This window comes from Tritonibacter sp. SIMBA_163, from assembly GCF_046535935.1.
Lineage (GTDB): Bacteria > Pseudomonadota > Alphaproteobacteria > Rhodobacterales > Rhodobacteraceae > Epibacterium > Epibacterium scottomollicae.
In genome coordinates this window covers 268455-283126 of sequence record NZ_JAWJBP010000001.1, presented here as the reverse complement: position 1 = coordinate 283126, position 14672 = coordinate 268455, and the positions used below count along the sequence as shown (strand labels likewise).

Sequence of the window (14672 nt, the reverse complement as noted above, 5' to 3'; positions counted from 1 at the left end):
TCACCTGACCTGACCGCTCGCTCGGCCTGGCCGCGACGCGTGTCCTCATCAGCGGGGGCCTCCCGCCCGTCGCTGGCCGTGCCAGAGGCACAACCGCTCCCGTTGGGCATGGCGCCGGACCTGACGGTCCGGCGCCGCAGCCTGTCCGCAGGACAGGCTGCCCGGCCCAACCCCAAGCGGGGTCTTGCGTCAGCAAGGGACTGCGCGGGGGCGGGAGCTTCCCCTGCCCGACCTCCACCGGTCTGCTTTTTTCGGTGCGACACCCCAGGCTCAGGTGCGGCTCAGACAGCGCCCTCCGGCAGGCCATGCACCGCGAGGGACTTGTTGCCGAACCGCTTGTCCTCAGTCACCTCGCGCCCGAACCATTCGGGCGGCACGAAGGCCTCCGCCGCAGCCTCATCGGCGAACTCCACCTCAACCATCTGCAATGGTGCCAGTGTGCCGTCGAAAATGTCGAGCTCATACCCCCAGCCATCCGCCAGCACGCCGGTCCAGCGGGTCTTTTCCAGCCGCCGCCCCTCGGTGCCGGGCCAGAAGGTCTCATAGACCGTCCGGGTGATCTCCGCCTCGCGCTCTTCGCGCACCCGGCCCGCGCCGCCCTTCTGGGTGAGGAAGAACCGTTCCCCCTTCTGGCGCAGGCGCAGTTCGGTGCTGTCCTCCAACGCTGTCAGATAGCCTTGCTTGACCGGTGTCGCCGTGGCTGCGGTCAGATCGGGGTGCTCCGCCACCAGGTACTTCCGTTCGATCTCTTTCATGGCGATCCCTTTGCTCTCACAGCTGTCTTCCCACCCGACACATGGGCGTTCACCTCGTCGAACAGCGCCAGATAGGCCCTGCCCGCCGGGCGCGTCTTTGCAAAGCACAGCGCCGGCTCACGATACACGCCCATCTTCTCCACATCGGTGGAAAACGGCAGCTCCGTGGTCAGGAACAGCTTGCCATAGCTGTCACGCAGCCGCGCCATCGTCTCGCCATGCAGGGTCTTGCGCCCCTGCACCATGGAAAAGAAGGCCAGCAGCTTTGCGGTCTTCAGCCCGCTCTCCTTGAAGAAGGCAATCAGCTGTTCGAAGCTGCGTTCGGAGAGGGTGGTCGGGATCACCGGCACCACCACCCTGTCGGCGGCCTTGAACACCGCCTCCGACAGCGAGGAGATGTTGGGTGGGCAATCCAGAATGATCACGTCATAATCGCCATCCACCGCTTTCAGCGCCTTTTTCAGGCGCGAGCGGCTGTTCTTCATCCGCGACAGGAACACGTCAAAGTCGCGGAAGGTCAGGTTGGCGGGTAGAATGTCGAGGTTCTCGTAATCGCTGCCTCGGATCGCACGGGTGAAACGGTCCACATCCTCAAAGAACTGCGTGTCCTTCAGCTTTTTCGACGGCTTCACCCGGAAATAGAAGCTCGACGCGCCCTGCGGGTCAAGATCGCACAGCAGGGTACGTGCGCCGGACTGCGCATAGGCATAGGCAAGGTTGACGGCCGCGGCGGTTTTGCCGACACCGCCCTTGTTGCTGTAGCAGGCGATAATCTTCATGCGGCGGCTCCCTTGCGCTGACACAGCGCCTTAATCTCGGCGCGGGTCTCGGCGCTGTTGAACTGGTCGAAATACGTCATCACCCGCGCCCGCTCTGCGCGCTGGCGCTGGTCGAGGATGGCGATCAGCGCGCCGATGCTTTGCGCCGCCTCCAGCCCCCTGGCACCGGTGACGGCAGGGTGCGTGGACATAAATGTGGCCAGAGAGTCCTTCTGCACAGAACAATCATTGAAGACCCCGAGGGTATCCTGCAGCGCCTTCATCCGCGTGATCAGGCGTTTGGCACTCTTGCCCGGGAACAGCGGCGCGAAGAACTCCAGCAGGTAGCGGAATTTCTTGCAGGCGATGCGCAATTCGTGAACGTCCTCATCCACGGTGTCGTCACCAATATGGGCGGCGATCTTGCAGATCTTGCGATAGCTCTTCCACACCAACTTGCGGGCGTAAACCTCCGCGCTGAGGCCGCCCGCCTCACCACGCACAAAACCATCGGGATGGGCGAACTGTTCTTCCAGTGCCGAGATCTTTTTCTGATAGCCCTTGCTTTTCAGGTGTTTGACGAGCTTCGCCTGCGCCCCGTCCCGTTCCGCGGCAAAGGCGTCGAACATCACCGACAGGCCCGGGCGCAGTTGCTCGGGCACCAGCGCATCATAGGCGGCGCGGTCCATCAGATAGACATCGAGGTCGCGCACCCGCCCCGTCGGCGCCATCAGGTCGGAAAATGCCGCCTTCAGCTCTGCCGTCTGCACAGAGCCAAAGACGCCTTTGAACAGGCTCAGCACCGAACGCACCTTGCGCAGGGCCACCCGGTAGTCATGCAGAAACTCGGTGTCGAGGTCGCCGATCACGCCGGCCTCATTGGCGCGGGCCACGGCGATGTAATTGCGGATCGTCTCCACCGCCACGTCAAAGGCGGTCTCATGGCCGGTGAACCTCATCTTGGGCTTGGCCACATAGCGCGGCACATTCGGCGCCAATGTGGTGAAGATGTGTTCGGCCTCCAGCGGCCCGGCCCCATGGGCCAAAAGCGCGGCACCCAGCCGATCCGGCGCACGAGTATAGCCGCGCAGGGGCGACAAGGTCACCAGCGTGACGTGGCCCGCGTCACTGCCGAAGGTCAGGATCTCGCCACGCAGATGGGTCTTGCCCTCGTCATCCACCACCCGCAGGCTGTTTCGGTGGAGCGTGCCGCTGGCCATCGCCAGGAAGCAGCGCAGTGGGAATGTCGCCTCCGTCAGGCGCTTTACCGGCCCCTCGGGCAGATCGGCGGGGAACCTTGCGGCCTCGGCGGTGGCCTGACGCTGCGGTGGCGTGCCAGCAGCCAACATCGTGAGGCTATCGTCGAACTCCAGCAAAACGCGGCCGGACTTTCGCAGCAGTTGATCGTGACAATCCAGCATGCGGAAGGACAGTGACGTGTCCTCCGTGTCGAATTCCAGCCGCAGATCGCCCAGCGCAGTTGCAATTTCGGGCCACTCGACAGCGCCGTCGAGCAGGAAACTATGGGACACTTCTGCTGTCATTTGCCTTTTTTCTTTGTTGCCTTCAGGTAGTCATCAATGAGCCGCTCGATGAGACGCTGAATGCTGGTATCTTCTTCGATGACCCGCAATTTCAGGGCTTTCAGCGTTTTACCATCCAGACGCAGCGAGGTGTTCTTGCGCGCGGGTTTGCTGATATCGGCTTTATCTTTGGGCATATTAGCGAACCTTCAATGTGACGTCATGATGTCAGTTTTTCAAAGCTCTTGTCAAACAGGTACGATACGATCCCGACCCTTGCGCGACAGACACATGGGGGCAGCCGGCAGAGCTTGTGCCCGCGTTTTCATGGGCCGCGACGGCGCCAAAATGAAAACCGCCCCCTGCATGCGCAGAGGGCGGTCCTGTCCGCTCGTAATCTGACGCGGGATCAGGTCACGCGAGAGCGTACCTGATATTTCGGATCCTTCCAGCTTTCACTGGTCATGACGTCCTCAAGCACCTTTGCGGCGGCGATTACGTCATCCTGATCAATATAGAGCGGCGTGAAGCCAAAGCGCAGGATGTTGGGCGCGCGGAAATCACCGATCACGCCGCGCTCGATCAGAGCCTGCATGACGGGATACCCCTCTTCAAAGGCGAAGGACACCTGCGAACCACGCACCGCTGCATCGCGCGGTGAGGCCAGCGTCAGCTGCGGGCAACGCGCCTCCACCTCGGTGATGAAACTCTCGCAGAGCGCGACGGAGGCCCCGCGGATTTCGCCCATCGACACACCATCCCAGACGTCAAGCGCCGCGTCGAGGATCGACAGCTGCACGATCGGCGGTGTGCCCACGCGCAGCCGTTCGGTGGTCATGGCGGGGCGGTAGCCTGGCTCCATCGCGAAGGGCGCGTCATGGCCGAGCCAGCCCGACAACGCCGGTTCCACCTCCAGCAGGATATCGGGACGCGCATAGATAAAGGCCGGCGCACCGGGACCGCCGTTGAAGTATTTATAGGTGCAGCCCACCGCAAATTCCGCGTTACAGCCGGTCAGGTCCACTGGCAGCGCACCGGCACTATGGGCCAGATCCCAGATCATCACCGCCCCGGCCTGATGGGCGCGTGCGGTCAACTCAGTCATGTCGTGGCGGCGCCCGGTGCGGTAATCGACCTCGGTGAGCATCACCACGGCCACATCCTCGGTGATCGCCTCGGCGACATCCTCGGGGGCAACGGTGCGCAGCTCGTAGTCCTTGCCGATGGTGGAGATCAGCCCCTGCGCCATATAGAGGTCGGAGGGAAAATTGCCGGTGTCGGACAGGATCACCCGACGGTCGGGGCGCATCTTCAGCGCCGCCGCCAGCGCCTGATAGACCTTGATCGACAGCGTGTCGCCGGTGGCCACGCTGCCCGGTGCGGCGCCGATAAAGCCCGCGATCCGGTCGCCCACCTTCTGCGGCAGCGCCATCCAGTCGGCGGTGTTCCACGCCTTGATCAGCTGGGTGCCCCATTCCTGCGTGAGGGTCTTGGTCGCACGTTCCGCCGCGCCTTTTGGCAGTGGGCCGAGGGAATTGCCATCGAGGTAGATCATGCCCTCGGGAATGTCGAAGAGATGTTTCTTGGGCAGTTGGGTCATGTCAGAGATCGCCTCTCAGGGTCCAGAGTTCGGGGAACAGCTCGACGCTCAGCATGCGGCGCAGATATTGCACGCCGGAGGTGCCGCCGGTGCCGCGTTTGAAGCCGATGACGCGTTCGACCGTGGTGACGTGATTGAAGCGCCAGCGGCGGAAATAGTCTTCGAGATCAACCAGTTTCTCGGCCATCTCATAGAGCGTCCAATGGCTGTCGATGTCCTGATAGACCTCCAGCCAGCGGGACTGGATCTCGGCGTTCAGCGCATGGGGCGCGTCCAGCTGCAGTTCGGGCATGTTGTCGGTATGGCCGTCGAGGGTCTGGTAGAGGTAGCGGTTCACCTCGTCATAGAAACTGGGCCGTGCCAGCTCATCCGCGAGCAGCGCATGCACCTCGGGGACATGTTCGTGCGGGAGCAGCATGTTGGGGTTGCGGTTGCCCAGCACGTATTCGATCAGCCGGTACTGATGCGACTGGAACCCCGACGACGGGCCCAGCGCCTCGCGAAAGCGGGTGTAATCGGCGGGGGTCATGGTGCGCAGGACGTCCCAAGCACTGTTGAGCTGCTCGAAGATGCGGCTGACGCGGGCGAGCATCTTGAACATCTCGGCCGTCTGACCCTGCTGCAGTGCATCGCGCGCCGCCTGCAATTCGTGCAGCGCCAGCTTCATCCACAGTTCGCTCGTCTGGTGCTGAATGATGAACAGCATCTCGTCATGAGCGTCGCTCTTGCAATGCTGCTGGTCGAGGAGCGCGTCCAGATGCAGGTAGTCGCCATAGGACATGGCATCGGCAAAGCCCATCTTTGCCCCCTCCTGCCCCGGATTATAGGGTGTGTTGGTCATCTTGGCGCACCTTTCATACGGAGATCCATCGCCGCCCCTGGGGCCGGTTTGGCGCAACGGTATTGTCCTGACTGCTTCAGCGCAAGACAAAAGCTTCAAGCATAAAATACATTTTCGCCACTCCTTTTTCGCGCCCACGCCACAGGGATTCGCTTGCCTGAACATCACCCCTCGCCGGCTGGAGCACCTTCGGGAAGCGGCCCGCGATGAAGGCATAGACGGTGCGGGCAGCCCCCGTTGTCATCAAGGCGTGACACGAGCGATCGTAGCAGATTTCAAAACTCTGGCGGGCCGGTTTGTAGACGATTGCACGCAGGAGCGCGTCACCTCCGCCAGTCGCTGTGCGCCGTTGAAGCCTATGCGCCCCACCGCGATACTGACAGAGATTGAGTGCGCGCCCAGGCCTACGTTTTGCATTGCAGCCAGCATCCGTGCACGTTCCAGTTTAACCACCACGCATGCAGCGGCGCCTTTCTGGCTGCCACCCCTGCCGATATCAGCCATACAGAAACGCCCCTGCGCCTGCTCCACGACGAAAACTGCCCGCCCTATGGCTCCACATGCTGACCTTTCCCAGACTGCTGACATCATAGGCATCCGGCGCAACCCAAGGGCGATCTGCAAAACTACGGGCTGCACAATCGTGCAACAGTGTTGACCTCCGGGCGGTAACGCACCTAGTCTGTCGCCAACAGATCATAACAACGGACCCAGCCGATGCCAGACGACACCCCCCCTCAACCGCCCGCCATCGAAGTGCGTGATTTGCACAAGTATTTTGGCACTGCGCATGTGCTGCGCGGGGTGGGCGTGCGGGCAGAGGACGGCGATGTCGTGTCACTGATCGGCTCCAGCGGCTCTGGCAAGAGCACGTTTCTGCGGTGCATCAACATGTTGGAGACCCCATCGAGTGGGCAGATCTTTCTCGGGGGCGAAGAACTGGACCTGAAACCCGGGCGAACCGGTCTGGTTCCGAAGAATCGCCGTCAGCTTGAAGGGTTCCGCTCCCGCCTCGGCATGGTGTTTCAATCGTTCAACCTGTGGCAGCACATGACGGTGCTGCAAAACGTGATCGAGGGGCCGGTGCAGATTCTCGGCCTCAGCCGGGCTGAGGCCACCGACCGGGCCGAGGCGCATCTGGCCCGGGTGGGCCTTTGGGAAAAGCGCGACGCATATCCTGCCTATCTCTCCGGCGGACAACAGCAGCGGGTGGCGATTGCCCGTGCGTTGGCGATGGATCCGCGCGTCATGCTGTTTGATGAGCCCACATCGGCGCTTGATCCGGAGCTGGTGGGCGAGGTTCTGAAGGTCATTCGCGAGCTGGCCGACGAAGGCCGCACCATGCTGCTGGTCACCCATGAAATGCGCTTTGCCCGCGATGTCTCAAGCCGCGTTCTGTACCTGCATCAGGGGCAGATCGAAGAGGAAGGCCCGCCCGCGCAGGTCTTCGGCGACCCACTCAGTGATCGCTGCCGGGCCTTCGTGGCCTCCGTTCACTAAGACCAAACCATAAAACAAAACCACCAAACCGGGAGTTCAACACAATGAAAACATTGACCACATTCGCTGCAACCGCGACCGCCACCCTTATGCTGTCCACCGGGCTTGCCAGCGCCGATGTCACCATCGGCATCGCGGCAGAGCCCTATCCGCCGTTTGCGGAAAAAACCGCAGATGGCAGCTGGACCGGCTGGGAAGTCGAGATGATCGGCGCGCTGTGTGAGGCCATGGAAGAGACCTGCACGATCGCGCCCATCGCATGGGACGGCATCATCCCTGCCCTGATGTCGGAAAAGATCGACGTGATCATGGCGTCCATGTCGATCACCGAAGAACGGCTGAAAACCATCGACTTCTCCGACAAGTACTACAACACACCGGCGGTTCTGGTGGGTGCGAAGTCCATGGAGGTGACCGGCGATCCGGCCAGCCTGGACGGCAAGTATGTCGGTGTTCAGGTGTCCACCACCCACGCCAACTACGTGGATGCGCATTTCGCCGAAACCGCGGACGTGAAGACCTACAACACCTTTGACGAGCACAACCAGGATCTGGTTGCTGGTCGCATCGACGCGGTTGTGGGTGACAGTCTCGCCTTTCAGGACTTTCTGAAAAGCGATGCAGGCGCGCCTTACGAGGTCAAGGCCGAGCTGAACGACGTCGCCATCTTTGGTCCCGGTGTGGGCGCAGGCATGCGCAAGGACGACACCGACCTGCACGCCAAGATGAACGCGGCAATCGAAAAGATCCGCGCCGACGGCACCTACAAGGCGATTTCGGACAAATACTTCGACTTCGACATCTACGGCGGCTGATCCCCGCTGCACTGGCCGGGCCACCTCATCCGGGTGGCCCGGCATTTTTACTGACGAAAGACCAAATCCCCAATGGACAGCGCATTCGATCTTCTCGCCCTGAGCCCGCCCGGCTGGGGGGGCAATCTTCTGATGGGCCTCCTGCGTACACTCCAGATCGCGGTCGGGGCCTATGCGCTCGGGCTGGTGATCGGATTGCTTGGTGCGCTTGGAAAGCTGCACGGCGGGCCGGTGCTGCGCTGGGGGCTCGAGTTTTACACCACCGTGATCCGCGCGATCCCGGAGCTGGTGCTGATCCTGCTGCTGTACTACGCGGGCACCGATCTGCTGAATATCGTCCGCGAAAGCATGGGGCTGGAGCGCATGGACATCAGCGGCCTCTGGGCCGGGATCTACGTGATCGGACTGGTGCAGGGCGCCTATTCAACCGAAGTGTTTCGTGGCGCCTTTCAGTCCGTGCCGCACGGACAGGTCGAGGCCGGGCGCGCCATGGGGTTGCGGCCCCTTACTGTGCTGCGCCGGATCACCCTACCGATCATGCTGCCCTATGCGCTGCCTGGATTGTCGAACCTCTGGCTGATCACCACCAAGGACACTGCGCTTCTGGCCGTTGTGGGCTTTAGCGAATTGGCGCTGGAAACCCGACAGGCGGCTGGCGCGACACGAGAGTATTTCATGTTCTACATGGTGGCTGGCGGCCTGTATCTGGCGGTGACGCTGGTCTCCACACTCGGTTTTGGCCTGCTGGAGCGTCGTCTGCGGCGCGGCCAGCCGTCGCAGACATAAGGAGGCCCCGTGATGGAATGGTATTGGCTACCTGAATACGCGCCCCGCTTCCTGGAAGGTCTGTGGCTGACGTTGCAACTGCTGGGTCTCTCGATCTTTTTCGGCATGTCCCTGGCGATCCCGATAGGGCTTGCGCAAGTCACTGGCCCCTGGCCGCTGGCCTGGACAGCGCGCGCCTTCTGCACCGTGATCCGGGGCACGCCGCTGCTGATCCAGCTCTGGCTGATCTACTACGGCCTCGGATCGCTGTTTCCCTTCATTCCGGGCATTCGCGAGTCGATGATCTGGCCGCTTCTGCGCGAGGCCTTCCCCTACGCCGTCGTGGCCTTTTCACTGAGCGTGGCGGGATATGAGGGCGAAGTGATGCGCGGTGCCTTCCGCAGCGTTCCGCGCGGCGAGCTGGAAGCCGCACGCGCTATGGGGATGAGCCCGTTCAAAGTGCTACGCCGGATCTGGTTGCCACGCGCACTGCAGAACGTCTTCCCCACCCTGGCCGGGGAATTCATCCTGACACTGAAAGCCACACCGCTGGCCGCCACCATCACCGTCTTTGAGGTCTATGGCGTCGGCAGCATCGTGCGTCAGGAAACCTATCGCATCTACGAACCATTGCTGTTCGTGGCGCTCATCTACCTTTGCCTCACGTTTGTGCTGGTGATTGCCTTCCGGCTGATGGAACGCCGGATGCCACAGCGCAGCGCCTGACACATCTGTTTCTCTGACGACACACAAGGACTACCTCATGACGGACCGCTCCTTCCGCTTCACCCACGCGATTTCGCGCAAACCCAGCGCCAGCATCATTGACGGTCTGCGCGCCGTGGACGTCGGCACCCCGGATCTGGATCTGTTCCACAGCCACCATGCCGACTATGTACAGGCGCTGAAGGACACCGGCGCGGAGGTCACCGTGCTCGACGCCTTGGACGCCTATCCGGATGCGGTTTTTGTCGAAGACACCGCGCTCTGCCTGCGTGAAGGGGCGATTGTCATGCGGCCCGGCGCCCCGTCCCGTCTGGGCGAAGCGGCAGAGATGGCACCACATCTGAAGGCGCTCTACGGCGATGTGCGCTCGATCTCGGGCGCCGACAGCTATATCGAGGGCGGTGATATCCTGACCACGGAAACCGAAATCCTCGTTGGGCGTTCGGCGCGTACAAATGCCGCCGGCATAGAAGAGCTGCGCGGGCTGGTCGCCGATTGGGGCTACACCGTGCGCGAGGTCATCACCCCCGAAGGTGTCTTGCACTTCAAGACCGATTGCTCGCTGCTGGACGGCGAAACCGTGCTGGCGACAGAGCGTCTCGCCGCGTCGGGCTGCTTTGAAGGATATAAGGTCATCTACACCGCCCCTGGTGAGGAGGCCGCCGCAAACACCATCCGGTTCAACGATCTCGTCCTGATGCCAGCGGGCTTCCCCGCCACCCGGGATCGGTTGATCGAAGCCGGATACACTGTGCGCGAAATCGGCAATTCCGAAGCTGCCAAACTGGACGGCGGCATGTCCTGCCTGTCGCTGCGGTTCACGCCGACGCGCTGAGCCGCGCGCCGTCTAGGACAATCCCCAGCACGGGCGCCATCGGGACACCCGCGGCAAGCGCCCGTGTTCTAAGTCACGACCACCCCCAAGATTACGCAAGAGCTAGATCGCGCTGCGATCCTGATCGAGTCCGAGAAGGTTCAGCTTCAGCTCTGCGAAGCTGCGAGGCTCGGAGAAATAGAACCCCTGCAGGATATCGCAGCCGATTTCACGCAGCAGCCGCGCTTTCTCAAGTGAATCGACGCCCTCGGCGATGATTTTCACATCGAGCGTATGTGCAAGGTCGACGATCGAGGCGACCATGCGCTCCGCCCGCTCGCTCTGACCAAGCGGAAAGATGATATTGCGGTCGATCTTCAGGGCATCTGGCTCGATATTCAGCACCCCGTTGATCGAGGCATGCCCCGAGCCGAAATCATCCACGTCGATCTTGAAGCCCATGTCCTTCAAGGCGTCGATACAGAAGATCAACGCATCGCCTTCTTCCTCGCAAGAAATGGATTCCAGTATTTCGAAGGCAAAGCGGTCGCGGCGATCCGGGATGTGGCTGCGCACGGTATCAAGAAACCCCGGCTCCATGATCCGCGGCGCACTGACGTTGAAGGCCACGCGCGGCACCTCTATCGATCGCGCCTCCAATTGGGCCATTTGCTTGACCGCAGCCTCGAAAATGCGCCCGTCAAGCTCCGCCTCAAGGCCCAATTGCTTTGCAATGCCAAGGAACTTTACCGGCGGCAACACGCCCAATTCGGGATGTTCCCAGCGCGCCAGCACTTCGACACCGGCGAGCTGCCAACTGCGGGCATCGTGTTGGGTGTGATAATAGGGCACGATTTCCCCAACCTCGAGCGCATGCTGCATACGGTCTGCAAGAGCCCGTTCCGCCAGGGTTTCTGCTCGCATCTCGGCGGTAAACACCTCGACCATGGCGCGGCCTGAGGCTTTCGCACGGTACAGAGCAGCATCGGCATTGCTGAGCAGCTCACTTGCGGACATTTCGCCCGGCTTGCCATGGGCAACGCCGAAGCTGGCACCGAAGTTGCAGCGCTTGTTCCCCCACGCCACCGGCTGCAGCACCGCATCCAGAACCCGGTTCGCCAGCACCTCTCCCTGCGCCAGCGATGTGCCCTGCTGGCACAGAACGACAAATTCATCCCCGCCCACCCGTGCGATGAGATCTCCGGCCTTCGAGTGTAGGCGCAACACATCCGCAACATGGCACAGCACGAAATCGCCCGCTTCATGCCCAAGGATGTCGTTGATTTTCTTGAAGCGGTCCAGGTCGATACGCACCAATGTCACCGGTGCCTCCTCGAGCCGCCGCGCCAGTTCGCGGTCCAGATGCCGCCGGTTCGCAAGGTCCGTCAGCGGGTCGCTCAACGACTGTTTCTCAACCCGGTCCTTGGCCTCCTGCAAGACCTCGGCCACATGACGTTGCTCGCGCTCACCGCGCACGAGATCCGTAATATCTACCCGCGTCACGACCTTGTCGCCAGAATCGGTTTCGTTCACACGCGAGACGATGTGGCGATCCCCCGAAAGCTCCAGCTGCGTTTCAGCGCGATAGGCGTGACTTTCAATGCGGCTGTTGTAACTCATCACGTAGTCTTCTGGCGACTGACCGTGCAGCGCGTAGTGCCCTGCATGTACCGCATCCGCCAGGATTTCCGGCAGGGCCATACCCACCTTGACTGCTTTCGGGTCAACATGGCTCAACTCGCGATAGGTCTCATTGCAGGTGACGAGGCGATTTTCCTCATCAAAGATCGCAAACCCGTCGGTGGAGGCGCTCATCGCTGCGGAGACGCGTTGAGACATCCGTTTCAGTTGCTGAGATTGTTCGGACAACGTCCGCCACGACCTGACCATCTGGCGGGCTAGAAAAATGAACACCAGAGCAAGGCAGAAACTTACTATCCCGGTGCCGGTTTTGACCACCATCACGAGCCGCGCCTCGATCACATCCAGGGTCGGGCGGAATGAAAAGCTGAGATCGTGCAGGATTTGCACCTGCTTCCTGACCTTAAGGGTATGATCAGACAGGCTATTGGGATCATCTCCCAAGACCGCCTGCGGCCCCATCAACGGCTTCAACAACGCCTCGGCACGCCGCCCCTCTCGGATCCCACGCTCGCATATCGCAAGTGCTGGTTCTGCGCCGAGTAGGACAAATCCCTTGTGCTCCATCGCAGAGAGGTTGCTAATGCACCAGCGGGGCTGAACGTCTGCCGCTTGCAACACCTCATTCAGGTGCCGCGCGGATTCCGGTCGCAAGATCGGGTTGCTGTGTAGAATATCGCGCGCATCGTGCATCAGATCGAGGTGGATCAGATTCCGGGCACGATACTCGCTCGCAAGGGTCAAATAGTGATAGCCCAAGAACGACAGTCCGGTCAGCATCGCCAGAATAAGAGCAAACAGAACAAGTGTCTGTCCCAATCTCATGAACAGGCCCTCCGGACCGAAATCACACACCACACTGAGACGACACTAAACAGATTCGTTTTCGCAAAGCCTAATCCGCGGCGGCGTTCATCATTCTTGGTTAACACCTTGTTGCAGTGCTTATAAATCGGCCTTCTCGCCCTTGCGTTCGGGTCATATTTCAGGGCTCATGCGCGTCAATCCAATTCCCGATCAAACGACAGGAGTGAACATGAAAGCGGTATTCAACACGGCCCGAGGTACGGCGCGGGACACCCTGGCACTCAAGGAGGTCGACCTGCCATCCCCCGGCGCGGGCGAGGTCCTGGTGGCTATGCGCGCATCCGGCGTGAACCCTTCGGATGTCAAATTGCGCTCGGGCGCACAGGGCCCCATGATTGCCGATCAGGTCCTGGTCCATAATGACGGCGCAGGCGTGATCGAGGCGGTTGGCGAAGGCGTCGGCCCTGCCCGTGTCGGTCAGCGCGTCTGGATGTACAACATCAACCGCTCCACCGATGGCCTGGGACAGGGGCCGCTTGGCACAGCAGCCCAATATGCGATCATACCCGCCCATCTGGCTGTTGAACTGCCCGAGGAGGCGTCCTTTGAGGCCGGGGCGTGCCTCGGCGTACCGGCCATGACCGCACACCGCGCGCTGATGTGGGCCGGTCCCGTCGCAGGACGCACCGTTCTGGTGACCGGCGGTGCCGGTGCGGTCGGCCACAGCGCCATCCAGATCGCCAAGGCGAAGGGCGCACGGGTTATCGCGACCGTCTCCAATGACATCAAGGCAGAGATCGCGCGCGAAGCTGGTGCGGATGAGGTCCTGAACTACAAGGCAACGCCGCTGCTCGATCAACTGCTGGATCTGGTTGGCAACGGTGGCATCGACCATGTGGTCGATGTGGATATTGCCGCTCATATGGAGATCTACCCCCAGATCCTGAAGATCAACGGCTCCGTCGGCGCCTATGCTTCGGCCTCCAATCTGACGCCGGCCCTGCCCTTCTATCCGCTGGCATTCCGCAACATTCAGCTGCAGCCGGTGTTTGTCTACTCAATGAGCGATGCCGCCAAAGCAGAGGCGATCAAGGATATCAATGCTTTGCTCACCTCCGGCCAGTTGTCGCCGCGGATTGATCGTCGCTTTGCGCTGAAAGACATCGCCGTCGCGCATGAAACCGTCGAAGCGGGAAGCCTGTTGGGCAATGCGGTCGTGACGCTCTGAGCCCACCGGATTGCGGGTTTCTCCAACAGCAAAGGGCCCCAGTGCGGGGCCCTTTTTTCCAGTCAGATAGGCTTTGCGATTGCTAGAGGTCGCGCCCCGCACTCAGCTGATATGCGCCGTGGCCTCGATCTCAACCAGTGCGCGATCCTCAACAAGACCCGCCACGATCAGCATCGACATCGCCGGGAAGTGCTTGCCAAAGACCTCCCGATAGGCGGCACCAACCTCGGCCTGGTGCGCCAGATATTCCTGCTTGTCGATCACGAACCACGTCAAGCGGGTGACATCCGAAGCTTTGCCGCCTGCGGCCTCTACGATCGATCTGATGTTCTTCAACGCCTGGCGCATCTGGTCGACAAAGCTGTCGGAGGCAAATTCCTGCTTCTCGTCCCAGCCGATCTGGCCGCCGATGTGCAAAACGCCGTCCTGTGTCAACATGCCGTTGGCATAGCCCTTCGCCGGAGCCCAACCTTCGGGGTGAATGGTTTGATGGGTCATGTCTGCCCTTTCATGTCATATTCAATTTTTGTTCTAATGGGCGCAGGCCAGAGGTCAGGCCGCCCGCTTGCTGCCACATGCACCAGCGTCGCTTCTGTCTCAAAGCGAAGCTCATCGTTGCATGTGGCGGTCATCTCGTAGGTCAGAGAGCTCCGACCCAGCTTTATCACCCGCAATTTCAGCACCAGTTGCTCGCCATGGCGGCTGGGCGCGGAAAAGCGGGTTTGGATGTTGGCCGTCGGCACGCCAGCGGTCTTGTGGATGTCCTCAAACGGCCATTCCAAGACGTCCGCAAACCAGCTCTCGACGCAATCGTTCATCATCTCGAAATAACGCGGGTAGAAGACAATCCCCGCAGGGTCACAGTGCTTGAACAGCACTTTTTGCGGCATTTCATACAT

Annotated in this window: 15 protein-coding genes; 6 read left to right on the top strand and 9 right to left on the bottom strand. The window is 61.3% G+C overall.

The genetic code is table 11. From position 1 onward, the window contains the following. Positions 1–281: 281 nt before the first annotated feature. The 6 genes from R0J92_RS01245 to R0J92_RS01220 all read right to left on the bottom strand — a co-directional run bounded on the left by R0J92_RS01245 (position 282) and on the right by R0J92_RS01220 (position 5477). Positions 282–755 (bottom strand): CYTH domain-containing protein, encoded by a 474-nt coding sequence (locus R0J92_RS01245; protein WP_411050453.1) that lies wholly within the window; start codon positions 753–755, stop codon positions 282–284. Next, on the bottom strand, positions 752–1534 hold the full coding sequence (locus tag R0J92_RS01240; protein WP_411050452.1) for a ParA family protein: 783 nt from the start codon (positions 1532–1534) through the stop codon (positions 752–754). The genes R0J92_RS01245 and R0J92_RS01240 overlap by 4 nt, the downstream gene beginning before the upstream one ends. Beyond that, positions 1531–3057, bottom strand: coding sequence for a CHAD domain-containing protein (locus R0J92_RS01235; protein ID WP_411050451.1), 1527 nt, complete (start codon positions 3055–3057; stop codon positions 1531–1533). The genes R0J92_RS01240 and R0J92_RS01235 overlap by 4 nt, the downstream gene beginning before the upstream one ends. Beyond that, positions 3054–3233 carry a hypothetical protein gene (locus R0J92_RS01230; RefSeq protein ID WP_411050450.1) on the bottom strand — a complete coding sequence of 60 codons (180 nt, stop codon included), beginning with the start codon at positions 3231–3233 and terminating at the stop codon, positions 3054–3056. The genes R0J92_RS01235 and R0J92_RS01230 overlap by 4 nt, the downstream gene beginning before the upstream one ends. Before the next feature lie 212 nt (positions 3234–3445). Next, the gene (gene kynU, locus R0J92_RS01225) at positions 3446–4636 is read right to left on the bottom strand and encodes a kynureninase (RefSeq protein WP_411050449.1); all 1191 of its coding nucleotides are present in this window, start codon (positions 4634–4636) and stop codon (positions 3446–3448) included. 1 nt (position 4637) lies between these two features. Continuing rightward, positions 4638–5477, bottom strand: coding sequence for a tryptophan 2,3-dioxygenase (locus R0J92_RS01220; RefSeq protein ID WP_411050448.1), 840 nt, complete (start codon positions 5475–5477; stop codon positions 4638–4640). Between the two features lie 717 nt (positions 5478–6194). Between R0J92_RS01220 and R0J92_RS01215 the strand changes: the two genes are divergently transcribed. From R0J92_RS01215 to R0J92_RS01195, 5 genes are all read left to right on the top strand, one after another. Beyond that, a complete protein-coding gene (locus tag R0J92_RS01215) occupies positions 6195–6977 on the top strand; it encodes an ABC transporter ATP-binding protein (protein ID WP_106162153.1) in 783 nt (260 codons plus the stop codon). 44 nt (positions 6978–7021) lie between these two features. Further along, positions 7022–7792 (top strand): transporter substrate-binding domain-containing protein, encoded by a 771-nt coding sequence (locus R0J92_RS01210; protein WP_411050447.1) that lies wholly within the window; start codon positions 7022–7024, stop codon positions 7790–7792. Positions 7793–7864: 72 nt separating this feature from the next. Continuing rightward, on the top strand, positions 7865–8578 hold the full coding sequence (locus R0J92_RS01205; RefSeq protein ID WP_106162151.1) for an ABC transporter permease: 714 nt from the start codon (positions 7865–7867) through the stop codon (positions 8576–8578). 12 nt (positions 8579–8590) lie between these two features. Next, positions 8591–9283, top strand: a complete 693-nt coding sequence (locus R0J92_RS01200; RefSeq protein WP_106162150.1) for an ABC transporter permease — start codon at positions 8591–8593, stop codon at positions 9281–9283. 37 nt (positions 9284–9320) lie between these two features. Continuing rightward, the gene (locus tag R0J92_RS01195) at positions 9321–10118 is read left to right on the top strand and encodes a dimethylarginine dimethylaminohydrolase family protein (protein ID WP_411050446.1); all 798 of its coding nucleotides are present in this window, start codon (positions 9321–9323) and stop codon (positions 10116–10118) included. Positions 10119–10220: 102 nt separating this feature from the next. Here R0J92_RS01195 and R0J92_RS01190 read toward each other — a convergent pair whose 3' ends face one another. Then, the gene (locus R0J92_RS01190; protein WP_411050445.1) at positions 10221–12563 is read right to left on the bottom strand and encodes a putative bifunctional diguanylate cyclase/phosphodiesterase; all 2343 of its coding nucleotides are present in this window, start codon (positions 12561–12563) and stop codon (positions 10221–10223) included. Positions 12564–12774: 211 nt separating this feature from the next. On the opposite strand from R0J92_RS01190, the gene R0J92_RS01185 reads away from it, so the two are divergent. Further along, complete coding sequence (locus tag R0J92_RS01185) at positions 12775–13773, top strand: NADPH:quinone reductase (RefSeq protein ID WP_411050444.1); 999 nt, start codon at positions 12775–12777, stop codon at positions 13771–13773. Positions 13774–13875: 102 nt separating this feature from the next. Here the strand turns inward: R0J92_RS01185 and R0J92_RS01180 are convergent, their stop codons facing one another. Together R0J92_RS01180 and R0J92_RS01175 are read right to left on the bottom strand one after the other, a co-directional pair. Continuing rightward, a complete protein-coding gene (locus R0J92_RS01180; protein ID WP_106162147.1) occupies positions 13876–14271 on the bottom strand; it encodes a RidA family protein in 396 nt (131 codons plus the stop codon). Then, positions 14268–14672, bottom strand: coding sequence for an acyl-CoA thioesterase (locus tag R0J92_RS01175; RefSeq protein ID WP_106162146.1), 405 nt, complete (start codon positions 14670–14672; stop codon positions 14268–14270). The genes R0J92_RS01180 and R0J92_RS01175 overlap by 4 nt, the downstream gene beginning before the upstream one ends.

What these genes read in the sequence shown, in the direction of transcription:
- R0J92_RS01210 (WP_411050447.1), top strand. Translation starts at nt 7,022, where the DNA reads ATGAAAACATTGACCACATTCGCTGCAACCGCGACCGCCACCCTTATG.
- R0J92_RS01235 (WP_411050451.1), bottom strand. Translation starts at nt 3,057, where the DNA reads ATGACAGCAGAAGTGTCCCATAGTTTCCTGCTCGACGGCGCTGTCGAG.
- R0J92_RS01245 (WP_411050453.1), bottom strand. Translation starts at nt 755, where the DNA reads ATGAAAGAGATCGAACGGAAGTACCTGGTGGCGGAGCACCCCGATCTG.
- R0J92_RS01200 (WP_106162150.1), top strand. Translation starts at nt 8,591, where the DNA reads ATGGAATGGTATTGGCTACCTGAATACGCGCCCCGCTTCCTGGAAGGT.
- R0J92_RS01220 (WP_411050448.1), bottom strand. Translation starts at nt 5,477, where the DNA reads ATGACCAACACACCCTATAATCCGGGGCAGGAGGGGGCAAAGATGGGC.
- kynU (WP_411050449.1), bottom strand. Translation starts at nt 4,636, where the DNA reads ATGACCCAACTGCCCAAGAAACATCTCTTCGACATTCCCGAGGGCATG.
- R0J92_RS01215 (WP_106162153.1), top strand. Translation starts at nt 6,195, where the DNA reads ATGCCAGACGACACCCCCCCTCAACCGCCCGCCATCGAAGTGCGTGAT.
- R0J92_RS01240 (WP_411050452.1), bottom strand. Translation starts at nt 1,534, where the DNA reads ATGAAGATTATCGCCTGCTACAGCAACAAGGGCGGTGTCGGCAAAACC.
- R0J92_RS01190 (WP_411050445.1), bottom strand. Translation starts at nt 12,563, where the DNA reads ATGAGATTGGGACAGACACTTGTTCTGTTTGCTCTTATTCTGGCGATG.
- R0J92_RS01180 (WP_106162147.1), bottom strand. Translation starts at nt 14,271, where the DNA reads ATGACCCATCAAACCATTCACCCCGAAGGTTGGGCTCCGGCGAAGGGC.
- R0J92_RS01185 (WP_411050444.1), top strand. Translation starts at nt 12,775, where the DNA reads ATGAAAGCGGTATTCAACACGGCCCGAGGTACGGCGCGGGACACCCTG.
- R0J92_RS01195 (WP_411050446.1), top strand. Translation starts at nt 9,321, where the DNA reads ATGACGGACCGCTCCTTCCGCTTCACCCACGCGATTTCGCGCAAACCC.
- R0J92_RS01175 (WP_106162146.1), bottom strand. Translation starts at nt 14,672, where the DNA reads ATGTATGAAATGCCGCAAAAAGTGCTGTTCAAGCACTGTGACCCTGCG.
- R0J92_RS01205 (WP_106162151.1), top strand. Translation starts at nt 7,865, where the DNA reads ATGGACAGCGCATTCGATCTTCTCGCCCTGAGCCCGCCCGGCTGGGGG.
- R0J92_RS01230 (WP_411050450.1), bottom strand. Translation starts at nt 3,233, where the DNA reads ATGCCCAAAGATAAAGCCGATATCAGCAAACCCGCGCGCAAGAACACC.